This window comes from Streptomyces sulphureus DSM 40104 (assembly GCF_000381025.1).
Lineage (GTDB): Bacteria > Actinomycetota > Actinomycetes > Streptomycetales > Streptomycetaceae > Streptomyces > Streptomyces sulphureus.
In genome coordinates this window covers 747,959-769,979 of sequence record NZ_KB905813.1, presented here as the reverse complement: position 1 = coordinate 769,979, position 22,021 = coordinate 747,959, and the positions used below count along the sequence as shown (strand labels likewise).

Annotated in this window: 23 protein-coding genes; 15 read left to right on the top strand and 8 right to left on the bottom strand. The window is 73.3% G+C overall.

Going from position 1 to position 22,021, the window contains the following annotated elements; genetic code table 11:
• Nucleotides 1-120: 120 nt before the first annotated feature.
• From F603_RS0103500 to F603_RS0103490, 3 genes are all read right to left on the bottom strand, one after another.
• Entirely contained in the window at nucleotides 121-1,224 is a 1,104-nt protein-coding gene (locus F603_RS0103500; RefSeq protein ID WP_019544631.1) for a threonine aldolase family protein, read from the bottom strand.
• Entirely contained in the window at nucleotides 1,203-1,997 is a 795-nt protein-coding gene (locus F603_RS0103495) for an SDR family NAD(P)-dependent oxidoreductase (RefSeq protein WP_019544630.1), read from the bottom strand. The genes F603_RS0103500 and F603_RS0103495 overlap by 22 nt, the downstream gene beginning before the upstream one ends.
• Nucleotides 1,998-2,061: 64 nt before the next feature.
• Nucleotides 2,062-3,459 carry a DUF6421 family protein gene (locus F603_RS0103490; RefSeq protein WP_026328104.1) on the bottom strand — a complete coding sequence of 466 codons (1,398 nt, stop codon included), beginning with the start codon at nucleotides 3,457-3,459 and terminating at the stop codon, nucleotides 2,062-2,064.
• A gap of 261 nt (nucleotides 3,460-3,720) precedes the next feature.
• Here F603_RS0103490 and F603_RS0103485 point away from each other — a divergent pair, with 261 nt between their 5' ends.
• A complete protein-coding gene (locus F603_RS0103485) occupies nucleotides 3,721-4,401 on the top strand; it encodes a glycerophosphodiester phosphodiesterase (RefSeq protein ID WP_019544628.1) in 681 nt (226 codons plus the stop codon).
• Here F603_RS0103485 and F603_RS0103480 read toward each other — a convergent pair.
• The gene (locus F603_RS0103480; RefSeq protein ID WP_019544627.1) at nucleotides 4,398-4,952 is read right to left on the bottom strand and encodes a GNAT family N-acetyltransferase; all 555 of its coding nucleotides are present in this window, start codon (nucleotides 4,950-4,952) and stop codon (nucleotides 4,398-4,400) included. The two genes, F603_RS0103485 and F603_RS0103480, sit on opposite strands and share 4 nt — an antisense overlap.
• 53 nt (nucleotides 4,953-5,005) lie before the next feature.
• Between F603_RS0103480 and F603_RS0103475 the strand changes: the two genes are divergently transcribed.
• From F603_RS0103475 to F603_RS0103455, 5 genes are all read left to right on the top strand, one after another.
• Nucleotides 5,006-5,398: a VOC family protein gene (locus tag F603_RS0103475; RefSeq protein ID WP_026328103.1), complete on the top strand. Its 393-nt coding sequence runs from the start codon at nucleotides 5,006-5,008 to the stop codon at nucleotides 5,396-5,398.
• A 96-nt stretch (nucleotides 5,399-5,494) separates the two neighbouring features.
• Entirely contained in the window at nucleotides 5,495-6,028 is a 534-nt protein-coding gene (locus F603_RS0103470) for a DUF5134 domain-containing protein (RefSeq protein WP_019544625.1), read from the top strand.
• An 84-nt stretch (nucleotides 6,029-6,112) separates the two neighbouring features.
• Nucleotides 6,113-7,051: a M56 family metallopeptidase gene (locus F603_RS0103465; protein ID WP_019544624.1), complete on the top strand. Its 939-nt coding sequence runs from the start codon at nucleotides 6,113-6,115 to the stop codon at nucleotides 7,049-7,051.
• A gap of 80 nt (nucleotides 7,052-7,131) precedes the next feature.
• A complete protein-coding gene (locus F603_RS0103460) occupies nucleotides 7,132-7,806 on the top strand; it encodes a phosphatase PAP2 family protein (protein ID WP_019544623.1) in 675 nt (224 codons plus the stop codon).
• A 143-nt stretch (nucleotides 7,807-7,949) separates the two neighbouring features.
• Nucleotides 7,950-8,627 (top strand): TetR/AcrR family transcriptional regulator, encoded by a 678-nt coding sequence (locus F603_RS0103455; RefSeq protein WP_019544622.1) that lies wholly within the window; start codon nucleotides 7,950-7,952, stop codon nucleotides 8,625-8,627.
• Between the two features lie 3 nt (nucleotides 8,628-8,630).
• On the opposite strand, the gene F603_RS0103450 is transcribed toward F603_RS0103455, so the two are convergent.
• Complete coding sequence (locus tag F603_RS0103450) at nucleotides 8,631-10,094, bottom strand: hypothetical protein (RefSeq protein WP_019544621.1); 1,464 nt, start codon at nucleotides 10,092-10,094, stop codon at nucleotides 8,631-8,633.
• Between the two features lie 208 nt (nucleotides 10,095-10,302).
• Between F603_RS0103450 and F603_RS0103445 the strand changes: the two genes are divergently transcribed.
• A complete protein-coding gene (locus tag F603_RS0103445) occupies nucleotides 10,303-10,947 on the top strand; it encodes a DUF305 domain-containing protein (RefSeq protein ID WP_019544620.1) in 645 nt (214 codons plus the stop codon).
• 14 nt (nucleotides 10,948-10,961) lie between these two features.
• Here the strand turns inward: F603_RS0103445 and F603_RS0103440 are convergent, their stop codons facing one another.
• Nucleotides 10,962-12,608, bottom strand: coding sequence for an IclR family transcriptional regulator domain-containing protein (locus F603_RS0103440; protein WP_026328102.1), 1,647 nt, complete (start codon nucleotides 12,606-12,608; stop codon nucleotides 10,962-10,964).
• Between the two features lie 224 nt (nucleotides 12,609-12,832).
• Here F603_RS0103440 and F603_RS0103435 point away from each other — a divergent pair, with 224 nt between their 5' ends.
• From F603_RS0103435 to pcaDC, 7 genes are read left to right on the top strand one after another with little or no spacing between them, the layout of a single operon-like run.
• A complete protein-coding gene (locus tag F603_RS0103435; RefSeq protein ID WP_019544618.1) occupies nucleotides 12,833-13,612 on the top strand; it encodes a CoA transferase subunit A in 780 nt (259 codons plus the stop codon).
• A complete protein-coding gene (locus F603_RS0103430; RefSeq protein WP_019544617.1) occupies nucleotides 13,612-14,271 on the top strand; it encodes a CoA transferase subunit B in 660 nt (219 codons plus the stop codon). The genes F603_RS0103435 and F603_RS0103430 overlap by 1 nt, the downstream gene beginning before the upstream one ends.
• Nucleotides 14,268-15,458, top strand: coding sequence for a thiolase family protein (locus F603_RS0103425; RefSeq protein ID WP_019544616.1), 1,191 nt, complete (start codon nucleotides 14,268-14,270; stop codon nucleotides 15,456-15,458). Before F603_RS0103430 ends, F603_RS0103425 begins: the two co-directional genes overlap by 4 nt.
• 36 nt (nucleotides 15,459-15,494) lie before the next feature.
• Nucleotides 15,495-16,283, top strand: coding sequence for a protocatechuate 3,4-dioxygenase subunit beta (pcaH, locus tag F603_RS0103420; RefSeq protein WP_019544615.1), 789 nt, complete (start codon nucleotides 15,495-15,497; stop codon nucleotides 16,281-16,283).
• A 1-nt stretch (nucleotide 16,284) separates the two neighbouring features.
• On the top strand, nucleotides 16,285-16,860 hold the full coding sequence (gene pcaG, locus F603_RS0103415; RefSeq protein ID WP_019544614.1) for a protocatechuate 3,4-dioxygenase subunit alpha: 576 nt from the start codon (nucleotides 16,285-16,287) through the stop codon (nucleotides 16,858-16,860).
• Complete coding sequence (gene pcaB / locus F603_RS0103410; RefSeq protein WP_019544613.1) at nucleotides 16,847-18,268, top strand: 3-carboxy-cis,cis-muconate cycloisomerase; 1,422 nt, start codon at nucleotides 16,847-16,849, stop codon at nucleotides 18,266-18,268. The genes pcaG and pcaB overlap by 14 nt, the downstream gene beginning before the upstream one ends.
• 19 nt (nucleotides 18,269-18,287) lie before the next feature.
• Complete coding sequence (pcaDC, locus tag F603_RS0103405) at nucleotides 18,288-19,475, top strand: bifunctional 3-oxoadipate enol-lactonase/4-carboxymuconolactone decarboxylase PcaDC (RefSeq protein WP_019544612.1); 1,188 nt, start codon at nucleotides 18,288-18,290, stop codon at nucleotides 19,473-19,475.
• A gap of 32 nt (nucleotides 19,476-19,507) precedes the next feature.
• On the opposite strand, the gene F603_RS0103400 is transcribed toward pcaDC, so the two are convergent.
• Both F603_RS0103400 and F603_RS0103395 read right to left on the bottom strand, forming a co-directional pair.
• Nucleotides 19,508-20,008, bottom strand: a complete 501-nt coding sequence (locus F603_RS0103400) for an FBP domain-containing protein (RefSeq protein WP_019544611.1) — start codon at nucleotides 20,006-20,008, stop codon at nucleotides 19,508-19,510.
• Between the two features lie 406 nt (nucleotides 20,009-20,414).
• Nucleotides 20,415-20,756 carry an ArsR/SmtB family transcription factor gene (locus tag F603_RS0103395; RefSeq protein WP_019544610.1) on the bottom strand — a complete coding sequence of 114 codons (342 nt, stop codon included), beginning with the start codon at nucleotides 20,754-20,756 and terminating at the stop codon, nucleotides 20,415-20,417.
• A gap of 92 nt (nucleotides 20,757-20,848) precedes the next feature.
• On the opposite strand from F603_RS0103395, the gene F603_RS0103390 reads away from it, so the two are divergent.
• Complete coding sequence (locus F603_RS0103390; RefSeq protein ID WP_019544609.1) at nucleotides 20,849-21,949, top strand: NADH:flavin oxidoreductase/NADH oxidase; 1,101 nt, start codon at nucleotides 20,849-20,851, stop codon at nucleotides 21,947-21,949.
• Nucleotides 21,950-22,021: the final 72 nt, after the last annotated feature.

The window sequence follows — 22,021 nt, the reverse complement described above, 5'->3', positions numbered from 1 at the left end:
CCAACCTCCCGGTCGGGACGTCCGAGTGCGGCGGCCGACACCCGCGCCGCAGTGCGGCCGTCGGGCGGACGGGGCACGGCGGAAGCACCGGCCGTCCGCCTGTCCCGTGCCGCCCGTCGCTCAGGGGCGCATCTCCTCGCGGAGGGCGGCGAGGAAGGCGTCGACGTCCTCCTCCGTGGTGTCGAAGGAGCACATCCAGCGCACCTCGCCCGCCGGTTCGTCCCAGAAGTAGAAGCGGAAGCGCTTCTGGAGCCGCTCGCTCACGTCGTGCGGCAGCCGCGCGAAGACGGCGTTCTGCTGTACCGGATAGCACAGCTCGACGCCCTCGACCGCGCGCGCTCCGTCGGCGAGCCGGCGGGCCATCGTGTTGGCATGGCGCGCGCTGCGCAGCCAGAGGTCCCCTGCGAGCAACGCCTCGAACTGCACGGAGACGAACCGCATCTTCGAGGCGAGCTGCAGCGAAAGCTTCCGCAGGTGCTTCATCGGCCCGACCGCGTCCGGGCTGAGCACGACCACCAACTCGCCGTAGAGCAGCCCGTTCTTGGTGCCGCCGAGGGAGACGACGTCGACGCCTGCCGCGTTGGTGAACGCCCGCATCGGGACGTCGAGTGAGGCGGCGGCGTTGGCGAGGCGGGAGCCGTCGAGGTGGACCCGCATGCCGAGCGCGTGCGCGTGCTCGCTGATCTCCCGGAGCTCCTGGGGCGTGTAGACGGTGCCCAGTTCGGTGCCCTGAGTGAGCGACACCACCTGCGGCATCGCCCGGTGTTCGTCGTCCCAGCCGTGCGCCTCCCGGTCGATCAGCTCGGGGGTGAGCTTGCCGTCGGGCGTCGGCACCGTGAGCAGTTTCAGGCCGGCGACCCGCTCGGGCGCCCCGCCCTCGTCGACGTTGATGTGCGCGCTCCCGGCGCAGATCACGGCGCCCCACCTGTCGGTGAGCGCCTGGAGGGCGAGGACGTTGGCGCCTGTGCCGTTGAAGACGGGGAACGCCTGCGCGCTGGGCCCGAAGTGGCCGCGCACGACCTCCTGGAGGTGCGCGGTGTAGTCGTCGGCGCCGTAGGCGACCTGGTGGCCGCCGTTGGCGAGCGCCAGCGCCGCCAGCACCTCCGGGTGGACGCCCGCGTAGTTGTCGCTGGCGAAGCCCCGCAGGGCCGGATCGTGGCGCCGCCGTGCGTCGGTGCCGGATATCGCTTCTGCCTGGTGCTTCAGGGCTTGGGGGTCAGCCACTGGCGGGTTCCGTTCACTTCCTCGAGGGGCTTGGTCCAGGTCGCGGCGATGGCGTCGGCCAGGTCGGAGACGTCGGTGAACCCGGAGAACTTGGCGTTCGGGCGCTCGGCCCGCATCCGATCGTTCACGAGTGCCTTGACCACGAGAATCGTAGCCGCGGCTGCGGGGCCGTCCTCTCCCCCGGCCTTGCGGAAGGCGTCGGCGAGCGCGAGCGTCCAGGCTTCCGCGGCCGCCTTCGCGGCGCCGTACGCGGCGTTGCCGGCCGTCGGCTTCGTCGCGCCCGCGGCGCTCACGAGCACGAAGCGCCCGTTGCTGGAGCGCTCCAGCGCGCTCTCGAAGGCGAGGGAGGTGTGCTGGAGGGTGCGGACGAGCAGGCCGTTGAGCGCGTCCCAGTCGGCGAGGTCGGTGGCCGCGAAGGACGAGGAGCCGCGCCAGCCGCCGACGAGGTGGACGAGTCCGTCGATGCGGCCGAACTCCTTCTCGGTGCGGTCGGCCCAGGCGCGCGTCGCGTCGAGGTCGAGGAGGTCGACGGTGTCGCCCGTGACGGTGGCACCGCCGTGTGCGAAGCGCGCCGCGTCGACGGCCTCCGCGAGCCGGGCGGCGTCCGCGTCGGCCGCGACGACGGTCGCTCCCTCGTCGGCGAGGCGCAGCAGCGCGGCGGCGCCCGCGGGACCAGCGGCCCCGGCGACGGCGACGACGCGGCCCTCCAGGCGCCCCTCCCCGTCGCCCTCGTATCCCTTGCTTGCGGTGCCCTGTCCGCCCGTCCCGCTCATCGCCGCCTCCTCGATCCGGTGCCGTCGCCGGGTGTACCGGCCTTCGCCTCTGCTCGCATCCCGGTCAGGCCGCCGCCCGAGCCGGCGTGCGGGCCGTGATGCCCTCGGTCGATGCGATCACGGACTTGAGCTTCTTGGCGAGCGCCTCGTAGAACATGCTCAGCGGAAACTCGTCGGGGAGCACCTCGTCGACGAGCTTGCGCGGGGGAAGCGTGAGGTCGAGGGCCTCGGGGCCCTTCGCCCAGGTCGAGCCGGGGTGCGGGGCGAGGTGGCGGGAGACGAGTTCGTACCCCTTGAACCAGTGGACCACCTTGGGGCGGTCGATGCCGGCGCGGTAGAGGTGCTCGATCTCCTCGCGGAGGCGGACGGTGGTCCGGCGGGCGAGGTCCCAGTCGATGGCGAGGCGGTTGTCCGTCCAGCGGAGCGCGTCGTGCTGGTGGAGGTAGGCGAAGAGGAGCTGGCCGCCGAGGCCGTCGTAGTTGCGACGGCGCTCGCCTGTCACGGGGAAGCGGAAGAGGCGCTCCAGCAGCATCGCGTACTGCACGTCCCGGCCCTGCGGGTAGCCGTCGGCTTCCAGCTTGACGCCCTCGTGGAAGGCGGTGAGGTCGCAGCGGAGCTCCTCCAGCCCGTACATCCAGAACGGCTGCCGCTGCTTGATCATGAACGGGTCGAAGGGGAGGTCACCGTGGCTGTGGGTGCGGTCGTGGACCATGTCCCAGAGCACGAAGGTCTGCTGGCAGCGGTCCTGGTCTGCGAGGAGTTCCCGGGCGTCCTCGGGGAGTTCGAGGCTCGTCACCTCACACGCCGCAGCGACGACGCGGCGGAACCGCGCCGCCTCCCGGTCGCAGAAGATGCCGCCCCAGCCGAACCGTTCGGGCGCTTCGCGGACGGCGATCGTCTCGGGGAAGAGGACGGCGGAGTGGGTGTCGTAGCCCGAGGTGAAGTCCTCGAAGGTGATGCCGCAGAAAAGGGGATTGTCGTAGCGGGTGCGCTCCAGTTCGGCGAGCCACTCCGGCCAGACCATCCGCAGGACGACGGCCTCCAGGTTCCGGTCGGGGTTGCCGTTCTGGGTGTACATCGGGAAGACGACGAGGTGTTGGAGGCCGTCTGCGCGCTGCTGTGCCGGCTGGAAGGCGAGGAGGGAGTCGAGGAAGTCGGGGACGCCGAAGCCGTCCTCGGCCCAGCGGTCGAGGTCGGCGACGAGGGCCGCGTGGTAGGCGGCGTCGTGCGGCAGCAGCGGGGACAGCTCCTCGACGGCGGCGACGACGCGACGGAGCGCGGCGTGCAGCGCCTCGGGGGCGGGTGCGCCCTCGGCCTCGAAGTCGACCGAGCCGTCCTTGGATTGGGCCGGCCTGATCTCTTCGACCGCCGCCTTCAGACGCCCCCAAGCAGGGTGTGCGACGACCGGCTCCTCCGAGAGAACATCGGTACCCACCGACACCGACGAGACATTTTCCGTCATGGCGACCCCTCCACCGGATAAATTCACGTTCGGGCACAGTATCCGCCGATGCTTGCGCACTCAACCGTGCCTGCCGGATATCTTGCGCCCACATCCTGGTTCCCCGCTCATCCTTCCTGTAACCCCGAGCGCACGCGGAACGAAATCCGTCGGCGCCCCGCCACACGACGGAGCCTTCGCCGTGCGCCCTCCGGACGCCCCCGCCAGGGAAGCTGTCCTAGGCTTGCCGTGCCACCGACACCGCCAGGAAGCGAGAGCCCCGTGCCGCTGCTCACCGTCGGACACCGCGGAGTGATGGGCGTCGAGCCCGAGAACACGCTGCGTTCGTTCGTCCGCGCCGACCGGGAGAAGCTCGACTACATCGAGCTGGACCTGCACCTCAGCAAGGACGGCGAGCTCGTGGTGATGCACGACCCCGCGGTCGACCGCACCACAGACGGCAGCGGCGCGATCGGCGAGCTCACCCTGGAGGAGCTGCGGACGCTCGACGCCGGGCAGGGCGAGCGGGTACCCGTCTTCGACGAGGTCGTCGACGCGGTGCAGGCGCCGATCCAGGCAGAGATCAAGGACCGTGCGGCGGCCCGGGTGCTCTGCGCGACGATCGAGGCGCGCAAGCTGCACGACCGCATCACCGTCATCTCCTTCCACGACGACGCGCTCGCCGAGACGGCTCAACTCCTTCCCGAGCAGCCGCTCGTCGTCGTCGCCGGGAAGTCGTCACCGCGTGCGCCGGAGCGCGCGGCCGCGCTCGGCGCCGGGATGGTCTCGCTGGAGCTCGGCAGGTTCGACAGCGAGACGGTGAGGCGCTGCCAGGAGGCAGGGGTGCGCGTCATCTCCTGGACGGTGAACACCCCGGAGGAGCTGGAGCAGGCCGTCGCACTCGGCCTCGACGGCATCGTCACCGACCGGCCCGACACGGCACGCGCCGCCTCGGCCAGCTAGAGGGGCCGGCCGAGCGGCTTGGCGAGGTGGACGAAGGCCAGGTCGTCGCGGCGCGGGAGGCCGAACCGCTCGTCGCCGTAGGGGAAGGGACTGCGGGCGCCTGTGCGGCGGTACCCGCGCCGCTCGTACCACGCGAGCAGGTCGGCGCGCTGCTCGATGACGGTCATCAGCATCTCCTCCGCACCCCACTCGGCCCGCGCCCGGCGCTCCGCCTCGGCGAGCACCGCGCGCCCGACGCCCTCCGCCTGGCGCTCGGGGGAGACGGCGAACATCCCGAAGTAGCTCTGCGCGCCGCGGTGTTCGAGCTGGCAGCAGCCGACGAGCTCCCCGTCCGCCTCGACGGCGACGAGGCGGCTCCGCTCGTCCTCGACCACGGCGAGGACGCCCTCCCGGTCGGTGCGCTGCCCGTCGAGCAGCCCCGCCTCGGTCGTCCATCCCCGGCGGCTCGACTCCCCGCGGTACGCCGACTCGACGAGCGCGACGAGCGCGTCGACGTCGGCGGCTTCCGCGTCGCGGAAGGTGAGCCGTGCGGTGCGGGCGCATGTGTCCATGGGGAGCGAGCCTACCTCCGGCCGCGAGCCTCCCGGCGACTATGGTCTGCCGCATGGTGCATGTGCTGAGCAGCCGCGTTCTGCTGCGTCCCGTCGACCCCGACCGCTCCCGCGCGTTCTACGGCGAGCGACTGGGCCTCGACGTCTACCGCGAGTTCGGCACCGGGCCCGAGCGGGGCACGGTCTACTTCCTCGGCGGCGGGTTCCTCGAGCTCTCGGGGCGGGCCGAGCAGGCGAGCAAGCCGCCGGTACGACTGTGGATGCAGGTCGCCGACGCCGCCGCCGCGCGGGACGAACTCGCCGCAGTCGGCGTGGAGATCACCCGTGAGCCGGTGCAGGAGCCGTGGGGCCTGATCGAGATGTGGCTCCGCGACCCCGACGGGAACGAGATCGTCCTCGTCCAGGTGCCGGCGGAGCATCCGCTGCGGTACCGGCCGGGGATCTGACGCGGCAGCCCCTGTGCGCTCCCCGGCTGCGCCCGTGCGCTCCCGTGGCGGCGCGGGCGCCGGGGCAGCCTCTCCGCGAGCGGTGGGAGGTGGACGATGCACGGGTCCGCGTCGGTCGGTTGGTTGCTCACGGCCGTCTGCCTGCTCACCGCCTCCGCCTGCCTGCTGCGTGCCGGCTCGCTCGGCGGGCCCGCGCGCACCGCGGCGGCGCTGGAGGCGGCGATGGGCGTGGCCATGGCGGGGATGGCGCTGCCGGGCGCCGTGCAGCTCCCGCCGACGGGGTATGTCCTCGTGTTCGGCCTCCTCGCCGGCGCCGGTGTCGCGCTCGCCGCTGCGCACGGCGGCGCGCACCATCTGCACCACGCCTTCGGCGCGTTGGCGATGGTCTACATGGCGCTCGCCGCACCGGCGCACGCCGGTGCGCACACGGGGGCCGGCGTCCCGGTCGTCACGGCGGGCCTGCTGGCGTACTTCGCCTGGTACGTGCTGCGGTGCGGTGCGGCCCTGCTCCCCGCAGGGGCGCAGACGGCTGCCGCGGGCGCCGTCCGCCTGCGCAACACCCCGGACTTCGCGGTGAGTTGCCGGCTCGCGATGGGAGCGGGGATGCTCGCCATGCTCGTCGGGATGTGAGTGCGGGCGGGCGCGGTGAGGTCTGCGTCACTATGGGGGCGGCCGCGTACCGCGCGAGGGTGCGCGCCCCATAGTCTGCGTTCCATGATGGTCCCGCTCGCCCTGCTGCTGCTTGCGCTCCCGGCCGCGGCCCTCGCTCCCAGATGGATCGGCCGCTCGACGTGGCCCGACCGCGAGCCGGTACTGGCGCTCTGGGTGTGGCAGTGCGTCGTCGCCGGTGTCCTGATGTGCTGCGGTCTGGCGATGGCGCTCTCCGGGGCCGCGGCGTTCCAGGTGGTGCGCAGCCACGTCTTCGCGCCTGCGCCGCACGGCGTGGTCGAGGCGTACGGGCTGGGCGCGTACGGGCCGTGGGCCGGCGCCGTCGCGGTGCTCCTCGCGTGCGGCGGCGCCTGGACGGGCGCGATGCTGCTCCGCGAGGTCCACGAGGCGCGGTGGCGGCGCAAGCGCAACCGCGCCGAACTCCGCGCCCGCGCCCCGCAGTTGCCCGGCGAGGAGGCGGAGGCGGGCGAGCGTCTGGTGGTGCTGGAGGGCGCGCGCCCAGACGCCTGGTGGCTGCCGGGCAACGCGCCGCAACTGGTGATCACCACGGCGGCGCTCCAGCGCCTCAAGGGCCGCCAGCTCGACGCCGTCCTCGCACACGAACAGGGTCACGCGCGGGCGCGCCACGACTGGCTGCTGCACTCCTCGGCCGCGCTCGCCTCCGGCTTCCCCCGCGTCCCGGTCTTCGCCGCCTTCCGCGACCAGGTGCATCGGCTCGTCGAGCTCGCCGCCGACGACACCGCGTCGCGCCGGTACGGACGGCTCACGATCGCCCTCGCGCTCGTCGAACTCAACCAGGAGCGCGGGGTGTTCGGCCCGTGCCCCTCGGGGCTCGGCCTCGTCGCACAGCGCGTGCAGCGGCTCCTGTCGCCGGGGCCGCGCCTGACGCGGGGGCGGCGGCTCCGGGTGACGGCCGCGGCGGCCCTCGTCCCGGTCGTGCCTGTGCTCATCGCCTTCGCTCCGGGGCTCTCGGCGCTGCGCTGAGCGCCCCTCGCCGCCTTCGTGCGCGGGCACGCCGCATCCGGCGCTGCCCCAATCCTCTTGTGAGCAGCGAGGATCGTCCCATGCACACCTCGCACCTCTCGGGCGCCGCGGCGGCCCGTACGGCAGCACTCCTCGCCCTGCTCGCCGCCGTGCCGCTCGTCGGCGCGGCGCTCGACTGGCGGCCGCTGCTGGATCTCGACGGCAACGTCGCCGTGCGGCTCCACGGCCTCGCGCTGGAGCATCCCTCGTTCACGCAGTCGCAGCGCATCCTCTCCGACTGGATCTGGGACCCGTGGACGATGCGCCTGCTGCTCGCCGGCGGAGTCGTACTGCTGCTGCGTCGCGGGGAGTTGGCGAGGGCGGCGTGGGTGGCGGCCGCGGCCGTGCTCGGCGCGGTGGTGCAGCAGGCGCTCAAAACGGTCGTCGGACGGCCACGGCCGCGGTGGCTCGTGCCCGTCGACTCCGCCGAGTACGCCGCGATGCCCTCGGGGCACGCGATGACGGCGGCGCTCACCTTTGTGCTGTTGATCTGGGTGGTCCGGGGCGCGGCGGTGCGGAACGCAGCGGTCGTGGTCGCTGCCGTCTCCGTCGTCGGCGTCTGCTTCACCCGGCTCGTGCTGGGCGTGCACTGGCTCTCGGACACGGTGGCCGGTGCGCTGCTGGGCGGCGCCCTCGGGTTCGCCGCGGTGGCCGCCTGGGCAGCCGCGCGCCGGGCGGCCCGGGAGGTGAACTCCGCTGCGGGCGGCCGTGGTTGAGCGGCGGTATCGGGGCGATCCCCCGCGTCGCCCCGATACCGCGCTGGACCGGGCGCTCGGCAACACAAAATGGGCGCCGAGCAGTAGCGCCGAATCCGCCACGAGTATACTGGCTACGGGCCAGTCAACATAGGAGTGCACGCATGTCTCCTCGGAGCGCGTCGACCAACAAGGCGCTGCGCCGGCGTTCGCGACAGCGGCTGCTCCAGGCGACCGTCGACGTCGTCGCAGAACAGGGCTACGAAGCGACCACCCTCGGCGACATCGCCGACCGGGCGGGCGCGGCCCGCGGGTTGATCTCGTACTACTTCCCCGGCAAGCGCCAGCTCTTCCAGTCCGCCGTGCACCGACTCATGCACCTGACGCTGGAGGCCGCGCTGGAGCGGGACCCGGTTCCCCAAGGGCCCGACGCGGGTGAGGAGTTGCTCGCCCGCGCGATCGACGCGATCCTCGGCCTCGCGCGCGACCACACCGTGCTGATGCGTTCCCACATGGCCGGACTCCTCCAGCAGGAGGGGTTCGTCGAGTGCCAGGAGCAGCAACGCCTCGCCGAGCTGCTCCGCGAGACGGTCGTGCGGTTCGGCTCGTACGACCCGGAGCCGGACTACCGGATGCTGCGCGCGCTGCTGATGGGCTCCGTCGTCGCGGCGCTGCTGCCCGGCGCCCCGATGCCGCACGAGCGGCTGCGGGCCGACCTCTTCGGGCGCTTCGGGCTCGACTGGGAGCGCGGCGCCCCGCCGGGCGGCGCTGCGCCCGGCGGGACACCGACCCCCTTCCGGCTGCCGGGTCCGGCCAACGGGCCGGCGGGCGCGGAGGGTTGAGCGTCAGCCGAAGTACTCCGGCTGGGTCTGCACGTTCAGCTCGCCGAGCCTGACGCGCTTGGCGGGATCGGTGCGCGGGTCGTCGATCCGGAGCACGTCGAAGCCCTTGGCCATGTCGTTCGAGTAGATGTGGCCGTTGTAGTAGTACGCGGACCAGGAGCCGCCGCCGACGAGCGAGGTCTCGGAGAGCGGGCCGCGTTCGAAGTAGGCAATCTCCTTCGGGGACGAGGAGTCGGTGAAGTCCCAGACGGAGACGCCGCCCTGGTACCACGCCTGGACCATGATGTCCCGTCCCTCGACCGGGATCAGCGAGCCGTTGTGGGCGACGCAGTTCTCGGTCTCCGCCTGGTGGCGGGGGATCTTGTAGTAGCTCTTGAAGACCAGCTTGCGGTCGGAGCCCTTCCCCTTCAGCTCGTAGATGCCGTCGGCGCCCTTCTCGTCGCCGACCTCCTCGTTGCAGGTGGGGGCACCGCCGCCGCCGAGCTCGTCGGTGAAGACGACCTTGTCGCCGCGCTGGTTGAAGGTGGCCGAGTGCCAGAAGGCGAAGTTCTCCGTGTCCCGGGTGCGGTCGAGGACCTTCGGCTTGTCGGGGTGCGAGGCGTCGAGCAGGATGCCGTCGCCCATGCACGCGCCCGCGACGAGCTTCAGCTTCGGGTAGGCGGTGAGGTCGTGGCAGCCGGTCGTCTCGATCTTCTCCGGCCGGGCGGGGTCGCCGGGGAAGCCGCCGTCGGGGAAGAGGCCGCGGAACGAGTCGAGGTGCGCCTTGTGCGGGGCCTTGCGCGGCACCTTGACGATCGAGATGCCGTCGTGCGGCGGCTGGCAGTCGGGGAAGGACGCGTCCGGCGCGTACGAGGAGACGTAGATGTAGACGTTCTTGCCGTCCGGGACGAGCGTGTGGGTGTGCGAGCCGCAGGCGGTCTCGACGGCGGCGACGTACTCGGGGTGCCGCTTGTCCGTGATGTCGAAGACCTTCATGCCCTCCCAGGAGTCCTTCTCCGTCGCGGGCTGCGTGGTGCTGTTGCAGGAGTCGTCGCTGCGGGAGGAGTCGGTGGAGAGGAAGAGCAGGTTCCCCGAGACGGAGATGTCGTTCTGCGAGCCCGGGCAGAGGACCTGGCTGACGACCTTCGGCTTCGCCGGCTTGCTGACGTCGTAGACGGTGAAGCCGTCATAGTTGCCGGCGAAGGCGTACTTGCCCTGGAACGCGAGGTCGGAGTTGGTGCCTTGGAGGGCGCCCTTGGGCACGTTGGCGAGATGGGTGATGTTGTCGCTGTGGACGATCTCGTCCTGGCCGGGTATCTCGCCCTTCTCGATCGCCTTCTTCGTCTGCTCCTGGTCGCGCTGGGTCACCTTCTGCGGCGCCGTGGGGCTGTCGCCCGGGTCGGGCACGGCCGTTGCGGGCCCGGCCGCGAAGACCGCTGCGACCAGGCCGAGCACCGCCGCTCCGACGCCGAGACGCCCGGGCCGCACGCGGGATCTGTGCGTGGACACCACTGCTACCTCCCTTGTCTCCGCCGCTTCTCCGTCCGGTAGGTGGCGGTCGGCGGATGCCGGAAGTATGCCGGGTTGCATGTACATCTCAATAGAGGGAAACGAAGCTGTCATCGACCGTTCTCGCCACCGCAGTACTCGGCAGCGAAGATCATCGCGACCGGGCCGTCAGCCCCAGGAGGACCGCGTGACCCCACGTACATCCGTCCGTCTCACCGCAGTTGGCGCCGCGCTCCTCCTCGCCCTGCCGGCCCTCGCCGGCTGCGAGAGCGGCTCGGACGAGCCGCAGGCAGGCCCTTCGGTCCTCGCACCGGGGAAGCCGGGCGAGTCGGCGGAGACGCTCTCCGCCGACGAGGCGCGACGCAAGTCGGGGGAGCAGACGCGCCCCAACGCGGCCGACCACGCGTACGTGCAGCACATGATCGTCCACCATCGGCAGGCGCTCACCATGGCGAAGTTGGCCGAAAAGCACGCAGGGAAGACGAAGGTGCGCAAGGTCGCCGACCGCATCCGCGCCGCGCAGGGCCCGGAGGTGAAGGCGATGCAAGGCTGGCAGCGCACCAACGCCCGTAAAGCCGGGGGCGGTTCGGACCACGACCACGCGGCGATGCCGGGGATGGCGACCGGCGCACAGCTCGACCGGCTGCGCGCGGCGCGCGGCGCCGAGTTCGACGCGCTCTTCCTCGACCTGATGATCGCGCACCATCGGGGCGCGCTCACCATGGCCCGCGAACTGCTCGCCGAGGGGAACGACGTACGCGTCGAGGAGATGGCGACGGACGTGCTCGCGCAGCAGCGCGCCGAGATCGGGCGGATGAAGAAGCTCGGCTGACCCGCCCGCCGCCGTCAGCCCGCCGGGATGCGCACGTACCTGCCGAGGACGCCCAGGTCGGCCTCGATCGCCGCGGCGGCCTCACGGAGCGCGGGAAGCAGGGCGCTCCGGGACTCCTGCGGCGTGGAGCGCCCCGAGTGTGTCGAGACGTTCGCCGCGGCGACGACGCGCCCCGAGCCGTCACGGACCGGCACGGCGAGGGAGCGCAGGCCCTCCTCCAACTCGTCGTCGACGAGCGCGTATCCGGCGCGGTCGGCCTCGCGGACGAGCTCGTCGAGCCGACGCGCCGAGGTCACCGTCCGCTCGGTGAGCGGCGCCGGCTCGGCGGCGCGGAGCACTGCGCGGCGCTCGGCGGACGGCAGGCCGGCGAGCAACACCCGGCCCATGGACGTCGCGTAGGCGGGGAAGCGCGTACCGACGGTGATGTTGACGCTCATGATGCGCACGGTCGGCACCCGCGCGATGTACTGGATCTCGCCGCCACGCAGCACGCTCAGCGACGCCGACTCGCGTACCCGCGCTACGAGACGGGCGAGGTGCGGCTCTGCGAGCTGGGCCAGGGTGTGCCCGGAGAGCTGCGCGAACCCGAGCTCCAACACCCGCGGCGTGAGCCGGAATCCGCCGTCGCCCACGACGACGTAGCCGAGGTGCTCGAGGGTCAGGAGGGAGCGGCGCGCGGTGGCGCGTGCGAGCCCGGCCGCTTCGGCGACCCGCGTCAGGGGGGCGCTGCCGTCCGCCAAAGCGGTGAGCACCGCGAGTCCGCGGGCGAGCGACTCGACGTATTCCGGGCCGAGTTCGCGCTTCGGCTCGCGGCTGCGCGCCGCGGCGGCCCCCGACTCCTCGCGTGGGCTCGGAGGCACGCCCAGCACCTCCGACATCTCCGCCACGGCACCGGTGAGCCGGCCGAGGACGGCCTGCTCCAGCGACTCGGCGCTGTGCCTGCTGGTGTGGCTGACCACGCTGACGGCGCAGATCTGCTCGCCCCCGGCGGCGCGGACCGGCATCGCGAGGGCGAGCAGGCCGGGTTCGATCAGCTCGTCGTCGAGCGACCAGCCGCGCTCCCCCGCCGTCTCGATGCGCCGCGCGAAGCGGGAGGCCGCGTCGACGTGGGGCGGGGGAAGGGCGCTGAAGGTCTCGTCGTCCGGGTCGGCCTCGCGGCGGGCGCGCCAGGCGGCCCACTGCTCCTCGTCCCACTCCGCCGCGAACAGAGCGCCGGGGGCACCGCGTTCGGCCGGGAGGAGGGCGCCGGTGCGGAAGGTGAGGGACATGGCGCGGCGGCGGGTCGCCTGGTGGACGAAGCGGACGCCGTCCCGGTCGGGGACGGCGAGCGAGACGGACTCGTCGAGCTCGTCGGCGAGGCGGTCGGCGAGGCCGCCGAGCCGGTCGGCGAGGCCCGTCGAGGCGATGTAGGCGTTGCCGAGTTCGGCGAGCCGGGGGGTGAGTGCCACCTCGCGGCCGTCGAGGCGTACGTAGCCGAGCCGCGCGAGGGTGCTGACGAGGCGGTCGACGGAGGAGCGGGCGACACCGAGCGCCTTGGCGAGCTCGCTCGCCTGCCGCGCACCGCCGCCCGAGGCGAGTGCGCGCAGCAGCGCGAGGCCGCGGACGAGGGGGCCGACGACCTCCCGCGGCGTCCCCGGGGGACGGCTGGAGGGCGGGGGCATCGACTGCTCCGATCTGCTCTGCGCCGGCGCGCCGGCAACGGTGCGGTGGACGGCTCCGCCGAGAACCGTACCGACGGGGGCCATTGACAGTGCCGTTGCCCCGGGATGAGACTTCGAGGCATCAGTGAACATTAGTTCACCAGGCGAACACGCGCGAGCGCGGCGCCTCGCCGGCACCGAGCAGCGGTGGCCTGAGCCGCGCCGAGCGAGGAAGCAGCCACCACATGGACAAAACGGCCTCTTCGGCGGCCGAAGCCGTGCGGGACGTGCCCGGCGGGGCGTCGCTCGCGGTCGGCGGATTCGGCCTCAGCGGCGTGCCCAACGTGCTGATCGACGCACTCCAGGAGCGCGGCGTCGACGGACTGCACGTGGTCTCCAACAACTGCGGCGCCCTGGGCACCGGTCTCGCCGTGCTCCTCGCCGCCGGGCGCATCGCCCGTGTCACCGGCTCGTACATCGGCGCCAACGAGGAGTTCGCGCGCCAATACCTCGCCGGCGAGCTGGAGTTGGAGCTCATCCCGCAGGGGACGCTCGCCGAGCGCCTGCGGGCGGGCGGCGCCGGCATCCCGGCCTTCTTCACGCCCGCCGGCGTCGGCACCACCCTCGCGGACGGCGGCATGCCGTGGCGGTACGACGGTGAGGGCGGGGTGGCGGTCGCCTCGCCGGCCAAGGAGGTCCGCGAGTTCGACGGGCGGGAGTACGTACTGGAGCGCGGTATCCGTACCGACTTCGCGCTCGTGCGGGCCGCCAAGGGCGACCGGCACGGCAACCTCGTCTTCAGCAAGTCGGCGCGCAACTTCAATCCGCTCGCGGCGACGGCGGGGCGCACCACGGTCGCCGAGGTCGAAGAGCTCGTCGAGCCGGGCGAGTTGGACCCCGACGCCGTCCACCTCCCCGGCATCTTCGTGCAGCGCGTCGTCGCGCTCTCGCCCGAGCAGGCGCGGGAGAAGCCCATCGAGCAGCGCACGGTCTCCGCGCGCACGGGCGAGGCGGTGCCGGCCTGATGGCCTGGGGCAAGGACGGGATGGCCGCGCGCGCCGCGGCCGAGCTCCCGCACGGCAGCTACGTCAACCTCGGCATCGGGCTGCCGACGCGGATACCGAACCACCTGCCCGAAGGCGTCGATGTCGTGCTGGAGTCGGAGAACGGGCTCCTCGGCGTCGGCCCCTATCCCGAGGAGTCCGAGGTCGACCCGGACCTGATCAACGCGGGCAAGGAGACCGTCACCGTGCTGCCGGGCTCCTCCTTCTTCGACTCCGCGCTCTCCTTCGGGATGATCCGCGGCGGCCACATCGACGTCGCCGTCCTCGGCGCAATGCAGGTCTCCGCCGCAGGGGACCTCGCCAACTGGGCCGTTCCCGGGAAGATGATCAAGGGGGTCGGCGGTGCCATGGACCTGGTGCACGGCGCGCGCAGGGTGATCGTGCTGATGCAGCACACCTCGAAGGACGGTTCGCCGAAGCTGCTCCGCGAGTGCAACCTGCCGCTGACCGGGCGCGGCTGCGTCGATCGCGTCATCACCGACCTCGGCGTCCTCGACGTCACGGCCGACGGGCTCGCACTCGTCGAGACGGCGCCGGGTGCGACCGTCGCCGACGTGTGCGAGCGGACAGGGGCGCCGGTGCGGGTGCAACTCGGCGCGGAGAGCGGGGAATCGGCATGAAGGGCCTGCGCGAGGTCTACCTCGTCGACGCCGTGCGCACCCCGGTCGGCAAGTACGGCGGCGCGCTGAGCGGTGTGCGCCCCGACGACCTGGCGGCGCACGCGCTCGGCTCCCTCGTCGAGCGCTCGCCCTCGCTCGACGCCGGCCGGATCGACGACGTCGTACTCGGCAACGCCAACGGCGCGGGCGAGGAGAACCGCAACGTGGCCCGGATGGCCGTGCTGCTCGCCGGGCTGCCCACCTCAGTGCCGGGCAGCACCGTCAACCGGCTGTGCGCCTCCGGGCTCGAAGCGGTGATACAGGCGGCGCGCGCCATCGCCGTCGGGGACGCCTCGGTCACCGTGGCGGGAGGTGTCGAGTCGATGAGCCGTGCGCCGTGGGTCGTCCCCAAGCCCGAGCGGGCCTTCCCCGCCGGCCACCAGGAGATGTACTCCACGACGATCGGGTGGCGGATGGTCAACCGTCGTATGGAGCCCGGCTGGACGGTGCCGCTCGGCGAGGGCGCCGAACTCGTCGCCGACCGGCACCTGGTGACGCGCGAGCAGCAGGACGCCTTCGCGCTGGCGAGTCACGAGAAGGCGGCGCGCGCCTGGCGGGACGGCCTCTTCGACGCGGAGGTCGTGCCGTATCCGGGCGTCGGGCCGGAGCGGGACGAGTGCGTCAGGCCCGACACCTCGGCCGAGGCGCTCGCCGAGCTGAAGCCGGTCTTCCGCAAGGACGGGGGCACCGTGACGGCGGGCAACTCCTCGCCGCTCAACGACGGTGCGAGCGCGCTCCTCCTCGCCGACGAGGACGGCCTGCGCGCCACCGGGCGCGAGCCGCTCGCACGCATCGGCGCGAGTGCCGTCACCGCACTGGAGCCGCAGTACTTCGGACTCGGTCCCGTCGAGGCGGTGAACAGGGCGCTGGCCAAGGCCGGTCGGAGCTTCGACGACCTGGTCGCCGTCGAGCTCAACGAGGCGTTCGCCGCGCAGTCCCTCGGCTGCCTCGCCGAGTGGCCCGCCCTCGACCCGGCGCGCGTCAACCCGCGGGGCGGCGCCCTGGCCATCGGGCACCCGCTCGGCGCCTCCGGCGCACGGCTCGTCACCTCCGCCGCGCACCAACTCGCGGCGGCGGGCTCGGGGACCGCGCTCGCGAGCCTGTGCATCGGAGTCGGACAGGGGCTGGCGCTCGTCCTGGAACGGTGAGAACCGCGCCCCCGCACGCGCCAGGAAGGAGCCGCCGTGCCAACGAAACCGCAGGACCCTCCCGTCCTCACGCAGAGTGCGATCGACGCCGAGATCGCGGCCGAACGCGAGGCGTACGCCAAGCGCCTCGCCGACGGTCTGCCGCCCGTCCACCATCCCGACCGCGGATACCGCCCTTACCGCTCCAGCGTGCTCCGCCATCCCGAGCAGCCTCCGGTGGCGGTGGACGACCCGGAGGCGGTCGAGCTGAGCGGGCCGGTCTTCGGCGTCACCGACGTCACCGCGCTCGACAGCGACCTCACGAGACAGCACCTCCACGAGCCGCTCGGCGAGCGGATAACCGTCACCGGGCGCGTCCTCGACCGCGAGGGACGCCCGGTGCGCGGCCAGCTCGTCGAGGTGTGGCAGGCCAACGCGTCCGGCCGCTACGCGCACCAGCTCGACGACCACCCGGCGCCGCTCGACCCGAACTTCACCGGAGTCGGCCGCTGCCTCACGGGCGAGGACGGCGCGTACGCCTTCACCACGATCAAGCCGGGCGCCTACCCGTGGCGCAACCACGACAACGCCTGGCGCCCCGCGCACATCCACTTCTCGCTCTTCGGCACGGCGTTCACGCAACGCCTCGTCACGCAGATGTACTTCCCGGGGGACCCGCTCTTCCCCCACGACCCCATTCTGCAGTCGGTCACCGACGAGTCGGCCAGGCAGCGACTCGTCGCGGCGTACGACCACTCCCTCTCTTCTCCCGAGTGGTCGCTCGGCTACCGCTGGGACATCGTCCTCGACGGACCCTCCGCCACCTGGGTCGAGGAGGGACGCTGAGATGACGGTCCACCGGCCGACCCCCTCCCAGACCGTGGGCCCCTTCTACGGCTACGCGCTTCCCTTCCCCGAGGGTGAGGCGCCCGCCGCAGCCCACCGAGCGGACGCCGTCACCGTCCACGGCCACGTCTACGACGGCGCCGGCGCGCCCGTGCCCGACGCGCTGCTGGAGTTCTGGCAGCCGGGGCCCGACGGCTCACGGACGGGGGCGCCGGGTTCGATGCGCCGCTCCCCCACCGACGCCGGGTTCCTCGGACGCAACGGCACCGACTTCACCGGCTTCGCCCGCGTCGCCACCGACGCCGACGGGCACTTCGCGGTGCGCACCCTCCCGCCGGGCGGCGTCCCATACCTCTCCGTCGTCGTCTTCGCCCGGGGTCTCCTGCACCACCTGCACACCCGCGTCTACCTCCCGCGGGAGGGCGCAACGCCGCGGGACGTGCTGCTCGACTCGCTGGCGGAGGAGCGCAGGCGGACCCTCCTCGCCGACGAGGAGAGCGAGCGGCGTTACCGTTTCGACGTCCGGCTCCAGTCCGACGGAACGCACGAGGAGACCGTCTTCCTTGCCTTCGAGTGAACTGCCCCCCACCGGCGCCGACCTGGGACTGCTCTCCCCCGTCCGCGCCGGCTCGGCGGCCGAGGCGGCGACGGGCGACGCCGCGTACCTGCGGGCGATGCTCGACGCCGAGGTCGCCCTGGTACGCGCACAGGCGGCACTCGGCCTCGCACCGCAGAGCGCGGCGGAGGCCGTCGCCGCGGTCGCGGCGCGCCAGAACGCCTTCGACACACGCGCGTTGGCGCTCGCCGCTCCCGCGGGCGGCAACCCCGTGATCCCGCTCGTCGGCGCGCTGCGGCGGGCGGTCGGCGAGGTCGACGGGGACGAAAACGCCGCCTGGTACGTCCACCGCGGCGCGACCAGCCAGGACATCCTCGACACCGCCGCCATGCTCGTCGCCTCACGCACCCTGGGCCCCGCGCTCGACGACCTGGCGGGCGCCGCGGCACACCTCGCCACGCTCGCCCGCGAGCACCGCGGCACGCCGCTGCCCGCGCGGACGCTCAGCCAGCAGGCTGTCCCCACCACCTTCGGGCTCAAGGCGGCCGGCTGGCGCAGCCTGCTCCTCGACGCGCACACCCGCCTCTCCGCGGTCCGCGACGGGCTCCCCGCCCAACTCGGCGGCGCAGCGGGCACACTCGCCGCCCTCCACACCGCAGCCGAGCGGGCCGGTGTCCACACCGGGGACCTCGCGCCGCAGCTCCTCTCCGCCTACGCCGAGGAAACAGGGCTAGCCGAGCCGCTCCTGCCCTGGCACACGCTGCGCACGCCCGTCGCGGACCTCGCGGGTGCCCTCGCCTTCGCGGCGGGTGCGCTGGGGAAGCCCGCGCAGGACGTACTGGTCCTCTCACGCACCGAGATCGGCGAGGTCACGGAGGAGGCGGGCGGCGGCTCCTCCGCGATGCCGCACAAGGCGAACCCCGTGCAGGCCGCGCTCGTCGCCTCCTGTGCGCGGCAACTCCCCGGTCTTGCGGCGGCGTTGTACGGGTCGATCGCCGCGGAGGACGAGCGGCCCGCGGGCGCCTGGCACGCCGAGTGGCAGCCGCTGCGCGAGGCGCTGCGGATCGTGGGCGGGGCGGCGCGGGCCACGGTCGGACTGGTGCAGGGGCTGAAGGTGCATCCGGAGCGGATGGCGGAGAACCTCGCGCGTACGGGCGGGCTCGTCGTGAGCGAGCGGATCACGGCCGAACTCGCCGCCGTGCTCGGTGCGTCGGACGCGGGCGAGGTGCTCGACCGCGCGGTGGCACGCGCCTCCCAGGAGGGCTCCGCACTCGCCGACGTACTCGCCGAGGAGCCCCGGGTGGCCGCCGCGCTCCCCGTCGAGCGGCTGCGGGAACTCCTCGACCCGGCCGGCTACCTCGGCGCTGCGCCCGCCCTCGTCGACCGCGGCCTCGCCCGCCGCTCCCCCGCGCCGGCGACGCACCCGTAGACGGAAGAAGAGGCACGCCTTGTCCTCCAGCATCCCCCGCCTCCACCACCGCGCGGACGGCCCCACCGGAGCACCGCCGCTGCTCCTCGGCCCGTCGCTCGGCACCTCCCTGGCGCTGTGGGACCCGCAGGTGCCGGCGCTCGCCCGGCACCACCGCGTGGTCCGCTACGACCTGCCGGGCCACGGCGGTTCGCCGGCCGAGCTCCTCGACGCGGGAGCGAGTGTCGCCGATCTCGCGGCGCTCGTCCTCGAACTCGCGGACGGGCTGGGGATCGACCGGTTCGCCTACGCCGGGGTGTCGCTCGGCGGTGCCGTCGGGACGTGGCTGGCGGTCCACCGCCCCGAGCGGGTCGCCTCGCTCGCCCTCGTCTGCTCCTCGGCGCGGTTCGGGGAGCCGGATGGGTGGCGCGAACGAGCCGCGCTGGTGCGGTCGGAGGGCGTCGGGGCCGTCGTCAGCTCCTCGCTCGAGCGGTGGTTCACGCCGGGGTTTCGGGAGAGCGCCACCGCGCGTGCGCTCGTCGCGGACCTGCGCGCGACGGCCGCCGAGGGGTACGCCGCCTGCTGCGATGCGCTCGCCGGTTTCGACGTGCGCGGGGCGCTGCCGCGGATCGCCGTACCGACACTGGCCGTTGCCGGCCGCGACGACCCGGCGACGCCGCCCTCGCACGCAAGGCTCCTCGCCGACGCCGTCCCCTCCGCCTCGCTCACCGAGCTCGCCGGCGCCGCCCACCTCGCGGGCGCGGAACGCCCGGGCCCCGTCCTCTCCGCGCTCCTCACGCACCTCGCCGAGGCAGCGCCCGGCACGGAGGACGAGCCGCCCACCGACGACGACGGCCGCCGCGCCGCCGGCTCCGCCGTCCGCAGATCCGTGCTCGGGGACGCGCACGTCGACCGGGCGCAGGAGCGCACCAGCGCCTTCACCGAGGTCTTCCAGGACTTCATCACCCGCTACGCCTGGGGCGAGGTCTGGACGAGGCCGGGGCTGCCGCGCGCGACGCGGAGCTGCATCACGCTCACCGCCCTCACCGCGCGCGGCCACCACGACGAACTCGCCATGCACGTACGCGCCGCGCTGCGCAACGGGCTCACCCGCGAGGAGATCGGCGAGGTGCTGCTGCAGACGGCGGTCTACTGCGGGGTGCCGGCGGCCAACTCGGCTTTCGCCGTCGCCGACCGGGTGCTCCGGGAGGAGGAAACCGACGACTGACGGGGCTCAACAGCCTTGCGCGGCCGGCCTCTTCAGCCGACGCCGACCTTGGCGAGGAACCCCCGCAGGTTGCCGCGGAGTCGCTCGATCCGCTCCTCGACGCCGATGGTCTCCCGGTAGCTCACGCCGACGCCGGTCTCCTTCTTTCCCCTCACGTAGAGCGAGCAGTCGAGGTCGGCGCAGAGGTACACGCCGACGGTGTTGCCCTGCCGCCCTGCGGCGCCCGTCCGCGGCGCCGCGAGCAGCGCGACGCCCGTGCCCGTGTGCGAGGTGAGGCAGAGGGAGCAGACAGTCGCCTTGGCCCCGGCGCGGTGGACACCCTGCGAAGCCCGCAGCACCACGCCGACGGGCCCGCCCGCCGACTCCGCGACGAGGTACCGGCGGTCGGGCGCACCCGGATCGCGCCAGCCGAGGAAGTCCAGCTCTTCCCAGGGGCGTTCGGCCAGGTCCCGCGGGACGTTGATTCTCTTCGCCTCCCCCTTCGAGCAGTTGACGAAGGAGGCGCGTACGGCGGGCTCGGCGAGACGGTCCATGACCGGCGACCCTAGGGAGCGGCCGGGCGGCGTGTCACACGGTTTTCCCCGGCCGGGTGCACCAACAACTGTGCCGGGCCCCGTGTTGCCGTCGCTGGCCGGCGTCGGTGGATGCGGATCGGTCCTGCGTTCCGCCGGCGGGTGGAAGCCGCCGACGGCAGCCGGACACCGGTGGTGGCGGCGGCCCGGCAACGGACGGGCACGACTGTGCTGTCCCCGCCGCGCCCGGTCCCGGTCGCGGTGGCAACGGGACGGCGACAGCGGGCGGGTACGCCCGGTGGAGCAGCGTGCGCCGGCCGGAAGTCTTCGCCCGGGGCGGCGGGCGTCAACGGTCGCCGCTGCCGAGCCGCCGACCGCCCTTCACAGGCGGGGACTGGCAGGGGGCGTACGAGCGGCGGCGCGAGGACTACGACCGTCGGGACTGCCGGTCGGCAGCGGTGAGCAGGGCCTCGAGGAGCCCGGGGAAGAGCTCCTCCAACTCGGCCTTGCGGAGCGAGTTGACCTTCGAGGTGCCGCGGTAGACCTGGGCCACGACGCCGGCCTCACGGAGCACGCGGTAGTGGTGCGTCAGCGTCGACTTGGACACGGGGACCTCGACCGCCGAGCACGTCAGACCGGACTCGGCCGCGGCGAGAGCGCACACGATCTGCACGCGCGCCGGGTCGGAGAGCGCGTGGAGCACGCCCTCCAGGCGGATCTGATCGGGCGCGGGGTGCGGCAGTCGGCGGGGGGCCGTCGTCGGGGTCACACCGGGGATTGTATGAAGCCTTCCGTAGTTTGACACCTCACGTACTAAGAGGGTTACGGTGCCGAGCGAGCCGAGAAGAGGAGAAAGCCGCCGTGAGCGCACTGTTCGAGCCCTACACCCTGCGATCGCTGACGATCCCCAACCGCGCCTGGATGGCACCGATGTGCCAGTACTCGGCGGCACCCGAGGGCGAACTCGTGGGCGCACCGACCGACTGGCATCTCCAGCACCTCGGCGCCCGCGCCGCGGGCGGGACCGGTCTCATCCTCACCGAGGCCACCGCCGTCACGCCCGAAGGCCGGATCAGCCCGTACGACCTCGGCATTTGGAACGACGCGCAGGTCTCGGCGTTCCGCCGGATCACCGGGTTCCTCAGCGCCCAAGGCAGCGTCCCCGGCATCCAGTTGGCGCACGCGGGGCGCAAGGCGTCGACCGAGCGCCCGTGGGTCGAGCGGGGAGCGCCGATCGCGCCGGGCGAGGGCTACGGCTGGCAGCCCGTCGGCCCGAGCCGCCTCGCCTTCGACGAGCACCACCACGAGCCCGCCGAGCTGTCGACGGACGAGATCGCGGACGTCGTCGAGGCGTTCGCGCAGGCCGCGCGCCGCTCCCTGGACGCGGGTTTCCGCGTCGCCGAGATCCACGGCGCACACGGATACCTGATCGGCGAATTCCTCTCGCCGCACAGCAACCACCGCACCGACGGCTACGGCGGCACCTTCGAGGGGCGCACCCGCCTCGCGCTGGAGGTCGTCGACGCGGTGCGCGCGGTGTGGCCCGAGGAACTGCCGCTGTTCTTCCGCATCTCGGCGACCGACTGGCTGAGCGAGAACCCGGAGGACGGCCGCGAGGGCTGGACCGGTGACGACACCGTCCGCCTCGCGAAGGAGCTCCACCGCCGCGGCGTCGACCTGCTCGACGTCTCGAGCGGCGGCAACGCGCCCCGGGCGAGCATCCCCCTGGGCCCCAACTACCAGGTGCCGTTCGCCGATCGGGTACGGAACGAGGCCGGCATGCCGGTCGCCGCCGTCGGGCTGATCACCGAGCCCGCACAGGCCGAGGAGCTGCTCACCTCCGGACGCGCGGACGCCGTGCTCCTCGGGCGCGAGCTGCTCCGCGACCCCTCCTGGGCGCGCCGTGCCGCGCGGGCGCTCGGCGGAGAGGTACGAGTGCCGGAGCAGTACGCGCGCTCCTGAGCGCGGGCGGTGTCTTTGCAGGTCGGACGGATTGTCAGTGGGCGCGTGCAGACTGTTGCGCGTTCGGACGAA

Excerpts from the sequence above, each read along its gene's own strand:
- F603_RS0103430 (WP_019544617.1), top strand. The coding sequence starts at position 13,612 with ATGGCCTGGGGCAAGGACGGGATGGCCGCGCGCGCCGCGGCCGAGCTC.
- F603_RS0103465 (WP_019544624.1), top strand. The coding sequence starts at position 6,113 with ATGATGGTCCCGCTCGCCCTGCTGCTGCTTGCGCTCCCGGCCGCGGCC.
- F603_RS0103455 (WP_019544622.1), top strand. The coding sequence starts at position 7,950 with ATGTCTCCTCGGAGCGCGTCGACCAACAAGGCGCTGCGCCGGCGTTCG.
- pcaG (WP_019544614.1), top strand. The coding sequence starts at position 16,285 with ATGACGGTCCACCGGCCGACCCCCTCCCAGACCGTGGGCCCCTTCTAC.
- F603_RS0103460 (WP_019544623.1), top strand. The coding sequence starts at position 7,132 with ATGCACACCTCGCACCTCTCGGGCGCCGCGGCGGCCCGTACGGCAGCA.
- F603_RS0103400 (WP_019544611.1), bottom strand. The coding sequence starts at position 20,008 with ATGGACCGTCTCGCCGAGCCCGCCGTACGCGCCTCCTTCGTCAACTGC.
- F603_RS0103425 (WP_019544616.1), top strand. The coding sequence starts at position 14,268 with ATGAAGGGCCTGCGCGAGGTCTACCTCGTCGACGCCGTGCGCACCCCG.
- F603_RS0103470 (WP_019544625.1), top strand. The coding sequence starts at position 5,495 with ATGCACGGGTCCGCGTCGGTCGGTTGGTTGCTCACGGCCGTCTGCCTG.
- F603_RS0103490 (WP_026328104.1), bottom strand. The coding sequence starts at position 3,459 with ATGACGGAAAATGTCTCGTCGGTGTCGGTGGGTACCGATGTTCTCTCG.
- F603_RS0103480 (WP_019544627.1), bottom strand. The coding sequence starts at position 4,952 with ATGGACACATGCGCCCGCACCGCACGGCTCACCTTCCGCGACGCGGAA.
- F603_RS0103435 (WP_019544618.1), top strand. The coding sequence starts at position 12,833 with ATGGACAAAACGGCCTCTTCGGCGGCCGAAGCCGTGCGGGACGTGCCC.
- F603_RS0103475 (WP_026328103.1), top strand. The coding sequence starts at position 5,006 with ATGGTGCATGTGCTGAGCAGCCGCGTTCTGCTGCGTCCCGTCGACCCC.
- F603_RS0103440 (WP_026328102.1), bottom strand. The coding sequence starts at position 12,608 with ATGCCCCCGCCCTCCAGCCGTCCCCCGGGGACGCCGCGGGAGGTCGTC.
- F603_RS0103495 (WP_019544630.1), bottom strand. The coding sequence starts at position 1,997 with ATGAGCGGGACGGGCGGACAGGGCACCGCAAGCAAGGGATACGAGGGC.